Annotated in this window: 10 protein-coding genes; 2 read left to right on the forward strand and 8 right to left on the reverse strand. The window is 70.2% G+C overall.

Annotation, left to right across the window (positions count from 1 at the left end; genetic code table 11):
- Nucleotides 1–65: 65 nt before the first annotated feature.
- Nucleotides 66–1355 (forward strand): FAD-dependent oxidoreductase, encoded by a 1290-nt coding sequence (locus tag AHOG_RS23905; protein ID WP_245856417.1) that lies wholly within the window; start codon nt 66–68, stop codon nt 1353–1355.
- 278 nt (nt 1356–1633) lie between these two features.
- Here AHOG_RS23905 and AHOG_RS23910 read toward each other — a convergent pair whose 3' ends face one another.
- The 4 genes from AHOG_RS23910 to AHOG_RS23925 all read right to left on the reverse strand — a co-directional run bounded on the left by AHOG_RS23910 (nt 1634) and on the right by AHOG_RS23925 (nt 6047).
- On the reverse strand, nt 1634–2407 hold the full coding sequence (locus AHOG_RS23910; protein WP_093943332.1) for a fumarylacetoacetate hydrolase family protein: 774 nt from the start codon (nt 2405–2407) through the stop codon (nt 1634–1636).
- Between the two features lie 94 nt (nt 2408–2501).
- Nucleotides 2502–3497 (reverse strand): hypothetical protein, encoded by a 996-nt coding sequence (locus tag AHOG_RS28900; RefSeq protein ID WP_157737020.1) that lies wholly within the window; start codon nt 3495–3497, stop codon nt 2502–2504.
- Between the two features lie 26 nt (nt 3498–3523).
- The gene (locus tag AHOG_RS23920) at nt 3524–5719 is read right to left on the reverse strand and encodes a hypothetical protein (RefSeq protein ID WP_093943334.1); all 2196 of its coding nucleotides are present in this window, start codon (nt 5717–5719) and stop codon (nt 3524–3526) included.
- A gap of 1 nt (nt 5720) precedes the next feature.
- Entirely contained in the window at nt 5721–6047 is a 327-nt protein-coding gene (locus AHOG_RS23925; RefSeq protein ID WP_093943335.1) for a hypothetical protein, read from the reverse strand.
- Nucleotides 6048–6313: 266 nt separating this feature from the next.
- Between AHOG_RS23925 and AHOG_RS23930 the strand changes: the two genes are divergently transcribed.
- On the forward strand, nt 6314–6559 hold the full coding sequence (locus AHOG_RS23930) for a cation:dicarboxylate symporter family transporter (RefSeq protein ID WP_221439006.1): 246 nt from the start codon (nt 6314–6316) through the stop codon (nt 6557–6559).
- On the opposite strand, the gene cimA is transcribed toward AHOG_RS23930, so the two are convergent.
- From cimA to serA, 4 genes are all read right to left on the reverse strand, one after another.
- Entirely contained in the window at nt 6556–8325 is a 1770-nt protein-coding gene (gene cimA / locus AHOG_RS23935) for a citramalate synthase (RefSeq protein WP_093943336.1), read from the reverse strand. The genes AHOG_RS23930 and cimA overlap by 4 nt on opposite strands.
- 345 nt (nt 8326–8670) lie before the next feature.
- On the reverse strand, nt 8671–9735 hold the full coding sequence (locus AHOG_RS23940) for a 3-isopropylmalate dehydrogenase (protein ID WP_093943337.1): 1065 nt from the start codon (nt 9733–9735) through the stop codon (nt 8671–8673).
- Between the two features lie 478 nt (nt 9736–10213).
- Complete coding sequence (locus AHOG_RS23945; RefSeq protein ID WP_211290487.1) at nt 10214–13564, reverse strand: S8 family peptidase; 3351 nt, start codon at nt 13562–13564, stop codon at nt 10214–10216.
- Nucleotides 13565–14319: 755 nt separating this feature from the next.
- Complete coding sequence (gene serA, locus AHOG_RS23950; RefSeq protein WP_093943339.1) at nt 14320–15918, reverse strand: phosphoglycerate dehydrogenase; 1599 nt, start codon at nt 15916–15918, stop codon at nt 14320–14322.
- Nucleotides 15919–16454: the final 536 nt, after the last annotated feature.

Genomic DNA, 16454 nt, shown 5'->3' on the forward strand with positions numbered 1-16454 from the left:
ACCTTGACAGCACCACCGGCCGGGAGGAGCCTGACAATATTCAACAAGCGTTGAAATAGGAGGCGATGATGCCGAAGACAGACGACGACCGGCGCGACGAGCGGACCACCTGTGTCGTGGTCGGCGGCGGCCCGGCGGGATTGATGCTGGGCCTGCTGCTCGCGCGGGCCGGGGTGGCCGTGACCGTCCTGGAGAAGCACGGCGACTTCCTCCGCGACTTCCGCGGTGACACCGTGCATCCCTCCACCCTGACTCTGCTGGACGAACTCGGCCTCGGCGAACGCTTCGCCGCGCTGCCGCAACGCAGGGTCGACGGGGCACGAGTGCTGCTCGACCAGGGCGTGGCCCGAGTCGGCGACCTCCGGCGGGTCCCCGGCAGGTACAAGCACATCGCGCTGGTGCCGCAGTGGGACTTCCTGGACCTGATCCGGGACGCCGCGGCGGAGGAACCGACCTTCGAGCTGCGGATGCGCACCGAGGTGGTCGGGGTCGTCCAGGCAGGCGGCCGGGTGCGCGGCGTCCGCTACCGAGACGAGTCCGGCGAGGGAGAACTGCGGGCCGACCTCGTCGTGGCCTGCGACGGCCGCTCCTCCACCGTTCGCCGCGCCCTAGGTCTGCGCCCCAGAGAATTCGGCGCGCCGATGGACGTGCTGTGGTTCCGGCTGTCACGCCGGGATTCCGACCCCGAGGGCCTGGTAGCCCGGTTCCGCCCCGGCGAGGGGCTGATCCTGATCGACCGGGGCGAATACTCGCAGTGCGGCTATCTCATTCCCAAGGGCACCGATGCCGCGCTGCGGGAGCGCGGCGTCGAGGACTTCCGGACGCGGATCGCGCGGCTCCTGCCGATACTGGCCGACCGTGTGGCGGAGTTGAGCTCCTTCGACGACGTCTCCGCTCTGCGGGTACGCCTCGACCGACTGCGGCGCTGGCATGTGCCCGGCCTGCTCTGCATCGGCGACGCGGCGCATGCCATGTCGCCCATCGGCGGCGTGGGCATCAATCTGGCGATCCAGGATGCCGTCGCCGCCGCCCGCATCACCGTGCCGGGTCTGCTCGCCGGAACCCTGACCAGTCGCGACCTGGCCCGCGTCGGCAGACGCCGGATCGTTCCCGCGTTGCTCATCCAGACCGCGCAACGGCTCGTGCACCGCAGGCTGTTCCGCGACCTGGACCTGAAGAGCAGCCCCCCGGTGGAGCTCGGCGGCCGGATGCCGCTGCCGCTACGCCTGATCGATCGGCTTCCGGCCGTTCAGGCGATTCCCGCCACACTCGTCGGAATCGGCCCGCTGCCCGAACACGCGCCCGCCTTCGCCCGGCGGCCCGCATCCAGCCCGGACCGTCGAGCCCCCGGCTGAACGACGGCAGCGGCGCGCGGACCTGCCACCGGCGGGCGGCGCCGGGGTCGCGAGGACGGGCGCCCACCGAGACGAGCGGACGGGCGGTCGCGAGAACGGCCCGGAGTGGTCGCGGGGACAGGCGGCCTGAGGGCCGAACGGCCCCTCGGCGCGAGTGGTCCCCCGGGGCGAGTGGTCCCCCGGGGCGAAGGGTCGCTCGAGATGAGAGGCCGCGGGACGGGCGGGACGGCCGAGTATCCGATCTTCGGCGGTGTCGACCGACCGTCCCGTGACCAGGGTCAGCGCTGGACGACCGGATTCCGCAGGGTGCCGAGGCCCTGCACCGTGATCGCGACCGTCTGTCCTGCCACCATCGGCCCGACTCCGGCGGGCGTGCCGGTGAGGATCACGTCACCGGGCAGCAGCGTCATGACGCGGGAGATCCAGGCCACCAACGCCGGGACGTCGTGCAGCAGGTTGGCGGTCGTGGAGTCCTGCCGCACCGCGCCGTCCAGCTCGGTGCGGATGCGCAGGTCGGCCGGATCGACGGTGGTGTCGATCCACGGGCCCAGTGGGCAGAAGGTGTCGTGGCCCTTGGCCCGCGTCCACTGGCCGTCGGCCTTCTGCTGGTCCCGCGCCGTGACGTCGTTGGCGATCGTGTAACCCAGCAGCACGTCCTTGGCCTTGGCCGGGGACACGTCCCGGCACGGCGCGCCGACGACGGCCGCGAGCTCGCCTTCGAAGTCCACCTGCGTCGAGTCGGCGGGCAGCCGGATGCTCGCGCCGGGGCCGATCACCGAGGTCGACGGCTTCATGAAGATCACGGGGTCGACCGGCGGCTCGCCGCCCATCTCCCGGGCGTGGTCGGCGTAGTTCTTCCCGATGCAGACGACCTTGCTCGGCAGGATCGGCGCCAGCACCCGCACGTCGGCCAGCGGCCACCGACGGCCGGTGTAGGTGGGCTCGCCGAACGGGTGCTCCGCGATCTCGACCGCGACCTGGTCCGTGTCCGGCTCGCCCTCGATCGAGACGAAGGCCACTCCCTGGGGGTGGGCGATACGGCCGATACGCACGGACAACCTCCTGCAATGCTCTTCCGACGGACGGCACCACTCTAGACGGGCAGGTCAGCGGGGCCGCTCAGCACAAGGAGACACGGCAGGACGATCACGGCAGCGGGCACCCGTCCCGCTCGGCGGCGGCACTCGTGAGCGCGGCGAAGAGGTCACCGTCCGGCGAATCGTCGACGCCGTCTCCGAGACCTCTCAGGTGGTAGTGCACCGGCTCGCCGTCACAGCTGTGGTCCAGCCCGGTTCCCATATACAGATCGGCGGCACGGCCCTGCACGGTCTCCGCGATGACGCCCCTCGACACCACGAACGTCGCGATGAGCGACAGATCCTCCCCAGGCTCCCGCGGCCTCTCGATGTCCCACACCTGACACGCCTCCGCCACACCGCCCGTCATCGTCTCGACCGTATGGCGGGACCCGGACACCGGCGGCGAGATGAGAGCGGGATCGACCAGATCGCACAAGAGCGACGACTCACCCACCGGCTCGGGCACCGGATGCGGCGGCAGCTCGCCAGGAACGACGAGCGGGTCCGTACCACACTCCCATCGATCTATGAGATTGTTCGCCACTTCGACGCCGGCTGCCAGAATGGCATCTCTATACTGGACGTCTTCCGTCAGAACGAACCCGTCGTTCTGCCTCCCTCCCAGGCCGGAACCGATGTCCAGCCAGAAATCACCGATATCCGAATTTTTCGAGCATTCAACAGGGATCGTGACATCATTGACAGTCAACAAGGCATCCGTTGCACCGACCGACACCACCTGATAAGTCGGCCCACCCATTGCGAACGCAACGATAGCACTGTATCCTGATTCATCGAGGCGAGGCAGTGCCACCCGGAGCATCGGCTCCGCCGGATCAACACGAATCCGATTGGAGAATTCCTCACGAAAACTCCATCCGCAAGAGAACTCGTATCCTTCATTCTGAAACAGATCCGGCCTCCCCCCACGCCCCAGTGCCATCGCATCCCACGAATCTCCATGCAACAGGCTATCGCAGATAAGTTCCGCGTCGGACGCCACGGGTGGCGAATCCTGACCGGCGCCAACACACCCGGAAACCAGTACGAACGCAGCTGCCATGGCGGACAGTGAGCGCATACTCCGCATCATTCACCCGACCCGTTCTCGTTCCCCAGCGAAATCGAGGTATCCACATAATAGGATTCTCTGATATTTTCGATCACGCTGCGCAGATCGCCACTTCCGGGACCACTTTGCCACTCGTCGAATATTCTTCGCTGTTCATCGTCCAGCGCCGAGTACTGGGGCATCCTGCCCTCAACCATCAACTCAACAGGTGGTTGCATATCCGGGCCCCACATCTCATGTCGTATCACCGCGTCGAGCACGAGCCTCTCCACGTTCGTCGAACCGCCGTGATAAATATGTTCAGCCCAGCCCTGAGCCGCGGAATGGTCGTCTCGGCGGGAGTTCTCCACCACCTGGTCCAGGACCATGCTCACGCCATCCCCTAGGAATCCGCCGGCGACGGGAATCTCTCCTACGACGTTACCGATCACGAAGTCCGTCAGCGCGGCGCGATCCTCGATGGCCTGGTTGTACTCGTTGTCCGCACCCGTCATCTCCGCATAACCGGCCTCGGCCCGCGCCCCGTCCAAGGCGTTGAAGATCACGGCTGCTTCGCGACCCGCCATCTCGACATCCGTGTAGCGCGTACCCAGATCGAATGAGCTGGACGCCATCTCCTCAAGCCGCAACGCGGTGTAGACCCGCTGTGCTTCATGGATCTGGGCGTACTGCGCGGGGTCACCGGCCAGGTCGCCGATCACCTTCCGAATGTCATCACGCCGGGCGGCGTCCGGGTTGATCCCGCTGTTCATCGAGTCCGCGTTCACGAAGGCGATCTCCGCGCTGATCATGTTCGTCATGGTGTCGCCCATGGTGTGCGGGATGCCGTCGGGTCGGTCGGCGAAGGCGCCGATGGAGTCTCGGAGGATCTCCCTGGACACCTCGTCCCGGCCCGCTTCCAGCGTCGCGGCCTCCAGGGCGTCGCCGAAGCTGCTCCAGCCCGCCGACAGGTGGTCGTCGGGGACGGACCTGGTCAGCGAGTCGGGGATCCACTCACGCTCGGCGAGGTACTCGACGCGGTTCTCGCCGTCCTTCGAGAAGAAGTCCTTCGCGGCCTGCGGGTTCTCGTCCAACGCGAGCATCAGGCCGTACATCGGGTCGAGCCCGGCGGTCTGGTCGTCGATGAAGTTGAAACGCAGCGGCTCGCCGAGGACGCCCTCCTGCGTGTTCCAGGCCTCCGGGTTCTCCTTCTCGAAGTCGATCAGGTCGGCGCCGAGGAACTCCAGGAACTCCGAGGAGTACTCGCCCGAGTTCAGCAGCGGTCCGAGGAACTGATAGCCGTAGACGCCTTCCGGGCCCCGGTAGCCGGGCAGAAGCACCTCCTGCCGCCCCGCCTCGGCGAGGTCGGCCCACCACTGCTCGCCCAGGTTGGGTTCGCCGCGGCCGTCGGTGGCGGTGGCCAGGGCCTGGCCGAGTTCGATCTGGAGGCCTCTGGCCAACTCGGGATCGGGGTTGCCGAGGTGGTTGCCGATCCCGGTCACGTCGGAGGCGAGGGCCAGGGTCTTCTCCGGTCCCAGCAGCTCGAGGAACTCGGTGGCGAACACCGGGTCCTCGGCATAGTGCTCCAGCAGATCGCGAAGCTCCACGGCCTCCTCGTGGGTCAGCGGGCGCGTGCCCGCCAGTTCCGCCGCGCGGGCGGCCCGCTCCTCGATGCGCTCCTGCATCGCGGCGATGTCGGCCGCCGAGCTGTGCACGGCGCTGTGGTGTTCCAGGCGGCCGGTCAACTCGCGGTCGAGGTCCTCGGCCTCTCCCAACAGCTCCGCGATCTGGTCCTGCACGTCCAGCAGGGCCCGATGCCGCACCTCGCGTTCGTGGATCCTCTGGTCGTCGGACATTCCCGTGGTGTCGTACGGGGCTATCCCGACGTCACCGTTCTGCCGGACCTCCAGCCCGCCGCCTCGGGCGTAGGCAAGGATCGAGGCAAGCCGGTCCTGAAACACGGTGATGTCGTCGGCCGCCTGCTGATACACGTCGGCGACATCGCGGATGTCGTCCACGCTCTGCACTCCCCGGCGGCGGATCTCGTCGACGTAGTGCTCGGCGGCCGCGGCGGCGAAGCCCTGCCAGACCTCGTCGTCGGCGATCCGCCGGGTCACCTCCCCGTCCATGTCCTCGAGCTGCCGCGCCAGGTCGTCCGACCAGTCGTTCCACGCCTGCGCCAGCTCGGACCAGCGGGCCGGGTCGAGATCGCGCAGCTGGGCCAGGTCCGGCATGTCAGCGCTCCCCCGATCCCGACGCGGACGGGAGGTCGCCCTCGACACGGCCGAGATCGTCGGCCGCGTCCTCGTCGTTCGCCTGGTAGAGGCGCAGCGACTGCTCGATCTTCTCGCCCGCGTCGCGGATCTCCGCCGCGAGGCCGACGAGGTTCGTCTGCCACACCTCGGTGCAGACCGGTGTCTGCTCGGCGAACCCCCAGCCGGGTGAGGCGCCCGCGGCCTCGGCGCCCCGCTCGACGGTCCGCGGCGCCAGTTCCTCCACCAGATCGGCGATGTTCGATGCGCTCGTGGCGACAGCTCCCAGTGCCGCCAGATCAACCTGCATTCTCTCCGTGCCCCCGCGTCTCGGCGTCCTGATCAACGAGACAGCAGACCCCGTCCGGATCGGCTTCGAGGGCGGATCGCGCGTCTTTCACTCGGACGCCGAGTGTGACGTTCGACCGTCACCACCGGTGGTCGCGCGCTGCGGGGAGGATCACGAACGTCCCACTCGAATCGCGGTATCCGACGACCCTCGGTCGGCGGGGTGCGGCTCTGCGGCGGCATGAAAGCCGCCCGTCCCCTCCGTGACCCCGCCAGACCACCATCAACCTGGGTGTCGACCGCCGATACGCCGACTTCGCCGTGCCGCTGGGCGTGACGACGAAGATGGACGGCTGCGCCGCGATCCACCCGGCCATCGCCACGATCTTCATCGCCCAGGTCTACGGCGTGCCGCTCTCACTCGGCGATCACGTGCCAATAACCCTGGTCCCGGCCGTGGGCGCCCGCTCCGCCGTGGAGTCTCCGGCGGCGCCGACCACCCGTAGGTCACGGCACCGCCGCGGGAGCCGCTAGACCCGGACCGAACCCGCCTGCCGGGCGGCCCGGTAGGCCAGCGCGTCGCACAGCGCCAGCCAGCTGGCCTCGACGATGTTGCCGTGCACGCCCACCGTGGTCCACTTGTCGACGCCGTCGCCGGAGTCGACGAGCACCCGGGTGACCGCGTCCGTGCCGTGCCTGCCCGCGAGGATGCGCACCTTGTAGTCGAGAAGCCGGACGTCGGCGAGCCAGGGCAGATACGGGGTGAGCGCCGCTCGCAGCGCCGCGTCCAGGGCGTTGACCGGCCCGGTGCCCTCGGCCGTGGCGATCACCCGCTCGCCGTCGACGTGCAGCCGCACCGTCGCCTCGGCGACCACCTCGCCGTCGGCCCGGTGATCGAGCGACACCCGGTAGGACTCCAGCGTGAACGGCCGCAGCGCGGCGGCCGCCTCGGTGACATGCTCGGCGGCGGCCGCCTCGGTGACACGCTCGGCGACAGCCGCCTCGGTGACACGCTCGGCGACAGCCGCCTCGGTGACACGCTCGGCGACAGCCGCCTCGGTGACACGCTCGGCGACAGCCGCCTCGGCACCGCCGCCCAGCTCGGCGCGCAACAGCAGTTCCAGGGAGGCGTCCGCCGCCTCGAACGACCAGCCGCCGGCCTCCAGCTCCTTGACCCGACGCACCACGCGGCCCACGGCATCCGGTCGGGCGGTCAGGTCCAGCCCGAACTCGCGTCCCTTGAGTTCGAGGCTGGCCCGGCCCGCCATCTCCGTCACCAGCACGCGCATCCCGTTGCCGACGTCGCCGGGCTCCATGTGGTTGTAGAGCTCAGGATCGACCTTGATCGCGCTCGCGTGCAGCCCCGCCTTGTGAGCGAAGGCCGACGTCCCGACGTACGCCTGGTGGGGGTCGGGGGCGAGGTTGGCGATCTCGGCGAGGGCGTGCGACACGCGAGTCAGCTCGACCAGCCTGCCCTCGGGGAGCACCGGCATGTCGAGCTTGGTGACGAGGTTGCCGATCACCGGAAAGAGATCGGCGTTGCCCGCCCGCTCGCCGTAACCGTTGGCGGTGCACTGGACGTGGGTGACGCCCGCCTGTACCGCGGCGATGGTGTTGGCCACGGCGCAGCCGGTGTCGTCCTGGCAGTGGATGCCCAGGCGGAATCCGGTGCGGGCGTGGACCTCGGTGACCGTCTCCGCCAGCCCGGTGGGGAGGCTGCCGCCGTTGGTGTCGCACAGCACCACGACGTCGGCGCCGCCGAGCACCGCGGCCTCCAGCACCCGCAGCGCGCAGTCGGGGTCGGCGGCATAGCCGTCGAAGAAGTGTTCGGCGTCGACGAAGACCCGGCGGCCCTCGGCGACCAGCAGCGACACCGTGTCGCGGACCATCGCGCAGTTCTCCGCGACGTCGGTGCGCAACGCCCGCTCGATGTGCCTGCGATCGGACTTGGCCACGAGGGTGATCACCGGGGCCTTCGAGTCGAGCAGGGCGCGGACCTGCGGATCCTCGGCGGCCGTCAGCCCGGCGCGCCGGGTCGCTCCGAAGGCGACGAGCGCGGCGTGCCGCAGTTCCAGCTCGCCCTCGGCGGCCCTGGCGAAGAACTCGGTGTCCTTGGGCAGCGCACCGGGCCAGCCGCCCTCGATGAACCCGACGCCGAGGGAGTCCAGCAAGCGGGCCACGGTCAGCTTGTCGGTCACCGAGTAGGAGATGCCCTCCCGCTGGGCGCCGTCGCGCAGCGTCGTGTCGTAGAGGTGGAAGGCGTCGCCGAGCGGCGTGTCTGCCGGAGCGGTGCGGAACACGAAGGACTCCTCGGGCGGTGTCGAGTCTGGCTTCGAGCAGGAGGGGACAAACAAAAAGACCCCTCGCGGGATGCGAGAGGTCTGCGCGTCGGGTGCTGAAGGGAAGCACTGCCCGACGCGCTACACGATAATGATCATGCTGTGGTGAGCCACGCGGCGATGGTGCCACACCCGCCTCGGTAATCCAACTCTTCGGACACGAAAGTCCGAATGCTGGGATAATTCCACCCGTCCGTGAAACGTCGCGTCGACCGCGTCGACAGGCGGCTCACCAGCGGGGATACGGCCTATGAGAGACGAACGGGGCCGTCCACCATGGTGGACGGCCCCGGGTCAGGCGTGGGATCAGGCCGACGGCGGCAGCGAGACCGGCCGCTCCGGGCGGGTGTTCGACGAGACCAGTGCGGCCAGCCGATCGCCGATCGCGTAGGTGGCGCCCGGCGAGGCGTGGTCGCGGGTGGCCAGGTCGAATGCCACCGACGCCTCGATGCGCTTCGCCGCCTCCGACATGCCGAGGTGATCCAGCAGCAGCGCGACCGACAGCACGGCCGCCGTGGGGTCCGCCACGCCCTGTCCGGCGATGTCCGGCGCGCTGCCGTGCACCGGCTCGAACATGCTCGGGTTGCGTCGAGTCATGTCGAGATTGCCGCTCGCGGCGAGTCCGATGCCGCCGGTGATCGCCGCCACCAGATCCGTGAGGATGTCGCCGAACAGGTTGTCCGTGACGATCACGTCATACCGCGACGGGTCGGTCACCATGTGGATGGTCACCGAGTCGATGTGCTGGTAGCTCACGGTCACCTCCGGATGTTGGAGGGAGACCTCCTCCACGATCCGCGACCACAGGGAGCCCGCGTAGGTGAGCACGTTCGTCTTGTGCACGAGGGTGAGGTGCCTGCGCGGGCGGGCCGCGGCCCTCGCGAAGGCGTCCCGCACCACCCGTTCCACTCCGAACGAGGTGTTGATCGAGACCTCGGTGGCCACCTCGTACGGCGTGTCCTTGCGGAGCAGGCCGCCGTTGCCCGCGTAGAGGCCCTCCGTGCCCTCACGCACCACGAGCATGTCGACGTCGCTGGGATCGGCCAGCGGGCTGCGCACCCCCGGGTAGAGCCGAGCGGGCCGCAGATTGACATGGTGGTCGAGCTCGAAACGCAGTCGGAGCAGCAGTCCGCGTTCGAGGATGCCGCTGGGCACCGACGGGTCGCCGACCGCTCCGAGCAGAATCGCGTCGTGCTGACGCAGTTCTCCCAACACCGACTCCGGCAGCAGTTCGCCGGTGGCGTGCCACCGCGCGGCACCGAGGTCGTAACGCACGATCTCCGCGTCGGGGACTACCTCACCGAGCACCTTCAATGCCTCGGCGATAACCTCGGGCCCGATCCCGTCGCCTGGGATCACAGCGAGCCGCATCCGTGCACCTCCCTGGTACAGATCCCACTGAACGGGACCAGTTCGTTCGAGCAGGCTACCGCTCCCGGATCGGTACTCCACATGGCGGCGGCCTGCCGGCGATGATCTTTCCCGTACTGCGGGACGCCCATTCGAGTGAACATCACTCGAACAGCCTAAGGGGCGCCGTCAATCCCCCGTCGCTCTCGAGCGTGGGCGGGCGCGATGTCACAGCGCCCGCGAGACGAGTGCGGGCTGCATCTCGGGGACCTCGCGGGGACGGCCCTGCCCGCCCGCGAAACGACGGCGATGCCCCGGCCGAGTACGGCCGAGGCATCGCCGAATGGTGCGGACAGGCCCGCCCGTCAGGAGGCAGTGCTCCACTCCGTCACGCGGAGCCCTCCCTTCGGGCGGAGCATCCCGTCATGGCGGTGGTCCCGCCGAGACGTCCGTCCCGTCAGGACACGCGACCCGTCGAGAGCCGCGACTCCGCGAGGAGTCAGTTGACGAAGATCGGCGGGGTGCTGCCCGTCGGCACCACCTGCACCCGATCTCCCCGGTGATTGTGGTGATGCAGCACCAGCAGCTGTCCGTCCTCCGACGCCGTCTCCAGGTCACGGTTGACCACCAGCGCGGTGCCCGGCCGAGCCTCGTAGGACAGTGCCGCGTCCCCGCCGCCCTGTGTCCAGAGGCCGGGGCGCACCGCGTCGAACGAGATCGGGTCGTCGATCGAGTCGACGAGCCCGTCCGGGTCACCCGGGGCGGCGTAGTAGCCGCTGACGCCGACGGTGTAGGTGATCGGCGCCGACTCCGCGGCCGGGTCGATGCCCAGGGCCGTCAACGCCACCGGCAGGACCAGCACGTTGGTGTCGAAGACGTTCGTGTCGACGTCGCCGAGCTGCCCGTTGATCGGCTGCACGTCGACGACCGGAGCGCCCTCGGCGTTGAGGTCGACGGTGGCGGCCACCAGGACGTCGCTGCCGGTGTACTTCGTCACGTAGGTCTCGAAGTCCGGCACGCCGTCCCCGGTCACGTCGATGTCGACGAACGGCACCGTGTTGCTGCCGATGTTGTACCAGTCGGCCCAGGTGGTGATCCCGAACGCGAGCAGCGCCGACTCCGGGTCGCCCTGCAACACCGCCAGCGGCGCCGTGGAGGTGGCTCCGACCTGGCGGAGGTCACCGCCCTTGGCCGTGCGGTTGATGGTGCAGCCCACCGTCTGATCGCTCACGCACTCGGGCAGCTCGGGGCTGGTGGCGTGGAGTTCCAGGACGCTGATCAGCGAGCGGTAGGCCTCATCGCCGGAGCCTTGGGAGATGCCCCGACCCCGCAGGTTCAGCACCGCCTGCTCGGAGCCCTCCGGCAGGCGCAGCCACGTGGCCGCCTCGATGTCGGCGACGGGCTTCGGCGCGGAGTGCACCGGAACCCGCAGCGGCACCGTGGAGCCCGACTCCGGGGTGAACACGATCCGACCCGAGGCGTCGGCCAGGAACTGGCGGGCCTCGCCGCCCTGCTCCTTCTCCAGAGTCGCGTCGGCCGTCTTGCGCAGCGCGGTCGGGTCGGTGATCGTGAGCGTCACGGTGACTCTCGCGACGCCACGCGGGCTCAGCGTCACCGTCTCGCGGTCCAGTTCGTAGCTGACGCCGGGGATCTCGGTGGCGGGCTGGTAGGCCACCGACATCGTCGTCCGTCGCACGCCCTTGTTGATCAGCTTGATCGTCTTGGTCTGGGCGATCGGGCCGTCGACCTCGACGGTGCCGTAGGAGACGCTGACCTGACCGGGGTCGTCCTCCACCATGGCCAGCACCTGGTTGTCCAGGGCCGCCAAGGCGTCGACGCGGCCCGAGCCGACGCGGTTCGGCGCGTGCACGATGCCGTCCGGGCCGGTCGTGATGTCGGCACCCGCCGTGTTCATCAGCGCGGCCTTGATCTCCTCCGGCGTCCAGTCCGGGTGCTCCTCGCGGAGCAGGGTGGCGATGCCGGTGGTGTGCGGGGCCGCCATCGAGGTGCCGCTGATCACCAGCGTGCCGTCGCCGCTGCCCGAGAGGGCGGAGGCGATCGTGTCGCCGGGGGCGCTGAGGTCCGGCTTGACGGCGGGGCCCCGGCCGCCGCGGGAGGTGAAGGAGCTGGGCGTGTCGACGAGGTCCTCGTCGACGGTCGGCACCGAGGTGCGCAGCTCGCCCGCGAATCGCATCTCCAGCGTGCCGGCCTCCAGCGCCGGACGGACCTCGTCGACCGCGGTGCCGGTGAGCTGGATGACCGGGATCACGTCGTTGCCCGCGATGCCCGCGCTGAACTGGTCCACGCCGGAGGAGAAGATCGCGCCGACCGCGCCGGCGTCGGAGGCGTTGTCGGTGCGGCCCGCGGAGCCGCAGCGGCGGGTGGTGTCGTCGTCGTCCCACTCCAGCCAGGCGATCTTGCCGTCGACCGCGGCGGCGTCCGCCGAGGACAGCGGGTCGCAGCCGTCGAGGTTGCCCTCGTCGGTGAGTCGGACGACCCCGGCCGTCAGGTCAAGACCCGCGTAGTCGGGATAGTCCTGGCTGTACTGGCCGGGCTGGAGGCCTGCGAGGGACTCGGGGGCCACGACCTCCGCGCCGTCGCGCACCACGGAGGCGTCCCGGCTGCTCGCGACGGTCAGCGCCTCCGGAGTGTTGCCGGGAGAGCCGCCGACGTCGAACAGGTCGCCGCCGTTGCCGCCGGAGAACACCGTGACGACACCGTGCTGGTTGAGCTTGCGGACGAACAGGCTGGTCGGGTCGTCGGGAGCGCCGAAGTTGCTGCCCAGCGAGAGGTTGACCACGTCGAGCCGGTCGGTGAAGTCACCGTCGCGGTCGGGGTCCAGCGTCCAGTCCAGGCCTGCGGCGGTGACATCGGTGGAGCCCTCGCAGCCGAAGACCTTGATGGAGTAGATCAGGGCGTCCGGTGCCGTGCCGGGGCCGATCCGCATGCCGCGGACGGTCTCGTCGTCCAGCTCGGAGTAGTCGCCGTCGAAGGTGCTGCCGTCGGCGTTGACGCCGAAGCCGGCCGCGGTGCCCGCGACGTGGGTGCCGTGGGTGCCGCAGGAGATCGGGTTGTCGTCCGGGCGGGGCTGGTTCAGCTTCGGGTCATCGCTGGAGGCGTCGTAGTCGTCGCCGACGAGGTCCGTGCCGCCGACGACCTTGTCCGTCGGAAAGTAGCTCGGGTCGACCGCGGTGCGGTCGATCTCGTCGTAGGCCTCCGGAGTGCCGGGGCCGCCGAAGGTCGCGTGGGTGTAGTCGACGCCGTCGTCGATGATGCCGATCCGCATGTCCTCGCCGTAGCGGCCGGTCTGCTGCCAGCTCGGGAGGGTGTTGGTGAGCTGCACGGCGCTCGCGTTGGCGAGTTCGTGCTTGACCAGCGGCCGGATCGACCGGACGTCGGAGCGCTCCGCCAGCTCGCGGACCGATTCGGCGTCGGCTCGGACGGCGACGCCGGGGACGGCGTTCACGGTCTCGTAGAGGACCTCGGTCTGCTGGTCGGCGACGCGCAGCTCCGCGACGACGACGTCGGCGGTCGCCAGGGTGGCCTCCTTGGCCTCCTCGGCGGCCACACTGGCCTCCTCGTCGCTGGAGCCCGCCTTCTGCTCCTCGACGAACACGTCGACGGCCGGGGCGTTCTCCAGTTCGATGAAGACCCCGGTCCGGCCCTGCACGCCTGCCAGGCTCGGCGCGACGCCGGACAGTCCGACGTCGGTCGACAGCGCGTCCGCGGTGGGCAGCGGCGGTGCGAGCGGTTGATCCTGTGCCGTCGCGCTGCCCACTGCCCCGGTGGTCAGGACGACCGCCAGGGCCGCCGCAGCGGACCTGGTGACCCTTCTTCGACTTCGACTCACTGGTGTGCCCTCACTGGAAGACCCGTCTTCGACCATGCCGAGGCCTGCGTACGTCTCCGGCCTGCCGTTCGGGGCGACCCGGCCCCGAAAGACGGCAGACCCCTGTCGGCAGGCGTCCCTGATCGGTCGAGAGTTCGATCAGCGGGCCGCCCCGGCAGGGAGACCTCCAGCATCGAGCCCGGTGTGGCGGGCCCGGGTCGAAGGGACACGGAGAGCAGCTCGGCACGGCGCCGCAGTCGCCGCAGCGCCTGGTCCGGCCTTCTTCATGGGAACCTAACGCGAGATCAGGACCCTGTGATTACTCCTTTTGGATGAAGCAATCTTGGACTTCTCCCCCGGATCGGCCGATGTCTCACCGAGCCGATGACACAGGGTGTTTGTTTCCCACCATCGACGGCCCCCGCCTGCCCACGGCGCGGGTTCGGGCGCCCGTACCGTCGACGGCGTTCGCCGCGGCGGCCGACCGGCTCGACGCCGGGAGGCGGCGGGGCGTGCCTCGTGCTGCGACGCCGCCCGCCCCGTGCCGCCGTGCACCGCGACCCGCCCGCCCCGGGAAGGCCGTCCGCTCTTGGCGGCCGTCCGCCCGGGAGAAGACCGTCCACCCGAGACGCCGACCCGCCGCGGTCTCCGGTGAGGACGGTGCGCAAGGCCCCCGCCGAAGCCGTTCGAACGGCCTCGGCGGCGCTGTCGACAGGCCGGCGGCGGCAGCGGAGCGGCCCGGCGGGGACGCCGTCGTGACGGACCCGGTCGCCGCCTCAGTCGAAGGAGACCGAGTACGCGGTGCTGGCGCCGATCGCCGCGCCGATGGGCTCCAGCACCCCGCCGGTCAGCGGCCGGTCCACCCGCAGCAGCATCGTCGCGTCGGAGGCATCGGTGGTCTGGCTGATCTGGGCGGCCTCGATGTTGATGCCGACCTCGCCGAGCAGCGTGCCGACGGTGCCCATCACGCCCGGCCGGTCCGGGTACTCCAGCAGCAGGACGTTGCCCTCGGCCCGCAGGTCGAAGTGCCTGCCGTTGATCTCCACCAGCTTCTCGACCTGCTGCGGACCCGTGAGGGTTCCCGAGACGCTCGCCGTGCCGCCGTCCGGCATCGCCACCCGCACCGTGACGAGGCTGCGGTGATTGGCGCTCTCGGTCTCCGTGCGCACGTCCACGGCCACGCCCAGCTCGTCGGCGAGCCTCGGCGCGTTGACGAAGGTCACCTGACTTTCGACCACCTTGGAGAAGACGCCGCGCAGCGCGGCCAGCGGCAGCACGCTCACGTCCTCCGCGGACAGTTCGCCGCGCACCTCCACGGTGACCGAGGCGGGGGTCGTGGGCAGCAGCGCGGCGAGCACGAGGCCGAGCTTCTGAGTGAGCGGCAGGTACGGCCGCACCTGCTCGCCGACCACGCCCGCGGTCTGGACGTTCACGGCGTCCGGCACGAAGTCGCCACGCAGGGCGAGCAGCACCGAGCGGGCCACGTCGGTGCCCGCGCGGTCCTGCGCCTCGGCGGTGGAGGCACCCAGATGGGGGGTGGCGACCACGCCGGGCAGGGCGAACAGCGGGCTGTCGGTGGTGGGCTCGGTCTCGTAGACGTCGACGCCGGCCCCGCCGACCTGGCCCGAGCTGACGGCCTCGGCCAGCGCGGCCTCGTCGACGAGACCACCGCGGGCGGCGTTGACCAGCAGGACGCCCGGCTTGGTCTTGGCCAGCTCGGCGGCTCCGATCAGGCCCTTCGTCTCCGGGGTCTTCGGCAGGTGGATCGAGATCGCGTCGGCCCTGGACAGCAGCTCGTCGAGTTCGACGAGCTCGATGCCGAGCTGGGCGGCCAGCGCGGGCGAGACGTACGGGTCGTAGGCGATGAGCTTCGTCTCGAACGAGCCGACGCGCTGGGCGAAGAGCTGGCCGATCTTGCCCAGGCCCACCACGCCGACGGTCTTGCCGCGCAGTTCGACGCCGCTGAAGGAGCTGCGCTTCCACTGGCCCGCGCGCAGGCTGGCGTCGGCCGCCGGGATGTGGCGGGCGACCGCGAGGAGCAGGGCGACGGCGTGCTCGGCGGCGGAGACGATGTTGGAGGTGGGCGCGTTGACCACCATGACCCCGCGCTCGGTGGCGGCCGGGACGTCGACGTTGTCCAGGCCGACGCCGGCTCTGGCCACGACCTTCAGCCGCGAGCCCGCGCCGATCACCTCGGCGTCGACCTTGGTCGCGGATCGGACGAGCAGGGCGTCCGCCTCGGCGACGGCGGACAGCAGGGCGGGCCGGTCGGTGCCGTCGACATAGCGGATCTCGACCTCGTCGCCGAAGACCTCGACCGCGGAGGGTGCGAGCTTCTCGGCGATGAGGGCGACGGGACGACTGGTGTTGGTCACGAGCTGCTCCAGGGAAGGTGTGTTGCGGTCCTCGGCTGCCTGGCGGCGACCGCCACGCAGCAGTCTAGTCCCACGCTTGTGAAACGTTTCTCATAGTGCGGGACAAGGTACGCCGCAGCCTGCGAGATGATCGGCCCAACCAGTGAGCATCGGCGGCGGAGTCGCCGTCGTCCCCGCCCGCGAGCAGCCGCGCAGCCGAGGCCGGGCCGACGAGGGGCCTGCTCGGGCATGGTCGGGCGCGTGACGGACGTGACGAGGAATACCGCGATCTCTCGACGCCCTCGGTGTGTCGCTCCGCCACAGGCTCCGTCGGTGGTGCCTCGGGCGACGGGTGCCGTCGACGGCCGGTCCACGACGGGCGTGGCCGCGCGGTCGGGGACCGCGGCGAGGGCGTCGGGCATGAATCCGATCCGACTCGCCGACTCGCCCGGTGCTCGTGGCACACCGCGAGGTACTCCCGCCAGGCCGGCGCGGAAGCGGGGCGCTGCCGGAGACGGTCGTCAGGGCGGGACGCTGTCGCAGGAGACGGAAGCAGC

The sequence above is a fragment of the Actinoalloteichus hoggarensis genome (genome assembly GCF_002234535.1).
GTDB classification, from domain to species: domain Bacteria; phylum Actinomycetota; class Actinomycetes; order Mycobacteriales; family Pseudonocardiaceae; genus Actinoalloteichus_A; species Actinoalloteichus_A hoggarensis.

Excerpts from the sequence above, each read along its gene's own strand:
- AHOG_RS23905 (WP_245856417.1), top strand. The coding sequence starts at position 66 with ATGATGCCGAAGACAGACGACGACCGGCGCGACGAGCGGACCACCTGT.
- AHOG_RS28900 (WP_157737020.1), bottom strand. The coding sequence starts at position 3,497 with ATGGCAGCTGCGTTCGTACTGGTTTCCGGGTGTGTTGGCGCCGGTCAG.
- AHOG_RS23920 (WP_093943334.1), bottom strand. The coding sequence starts at position 5,719 with ATGCCGGACCTGGCCCAGCTGCGCGATCTCGACCCGGCCCGCTGGTCC.
- AHOG_RS23925 (WP_093943335.1), bottom strand. The coding sequence starts at position 6,047 with ATGCAGGTTGATCTGGCGGCACTGGGAGCTGTCGCCACGAGCGCATCG.
- AHOG_RS23940 (WP_093943337.1), bottom strand. The coding sequence starts at position 9,735 with ATGCGGCTCGCTGTGATCCCAGGCGACGGGATCGGGCCCGAGGTTATC.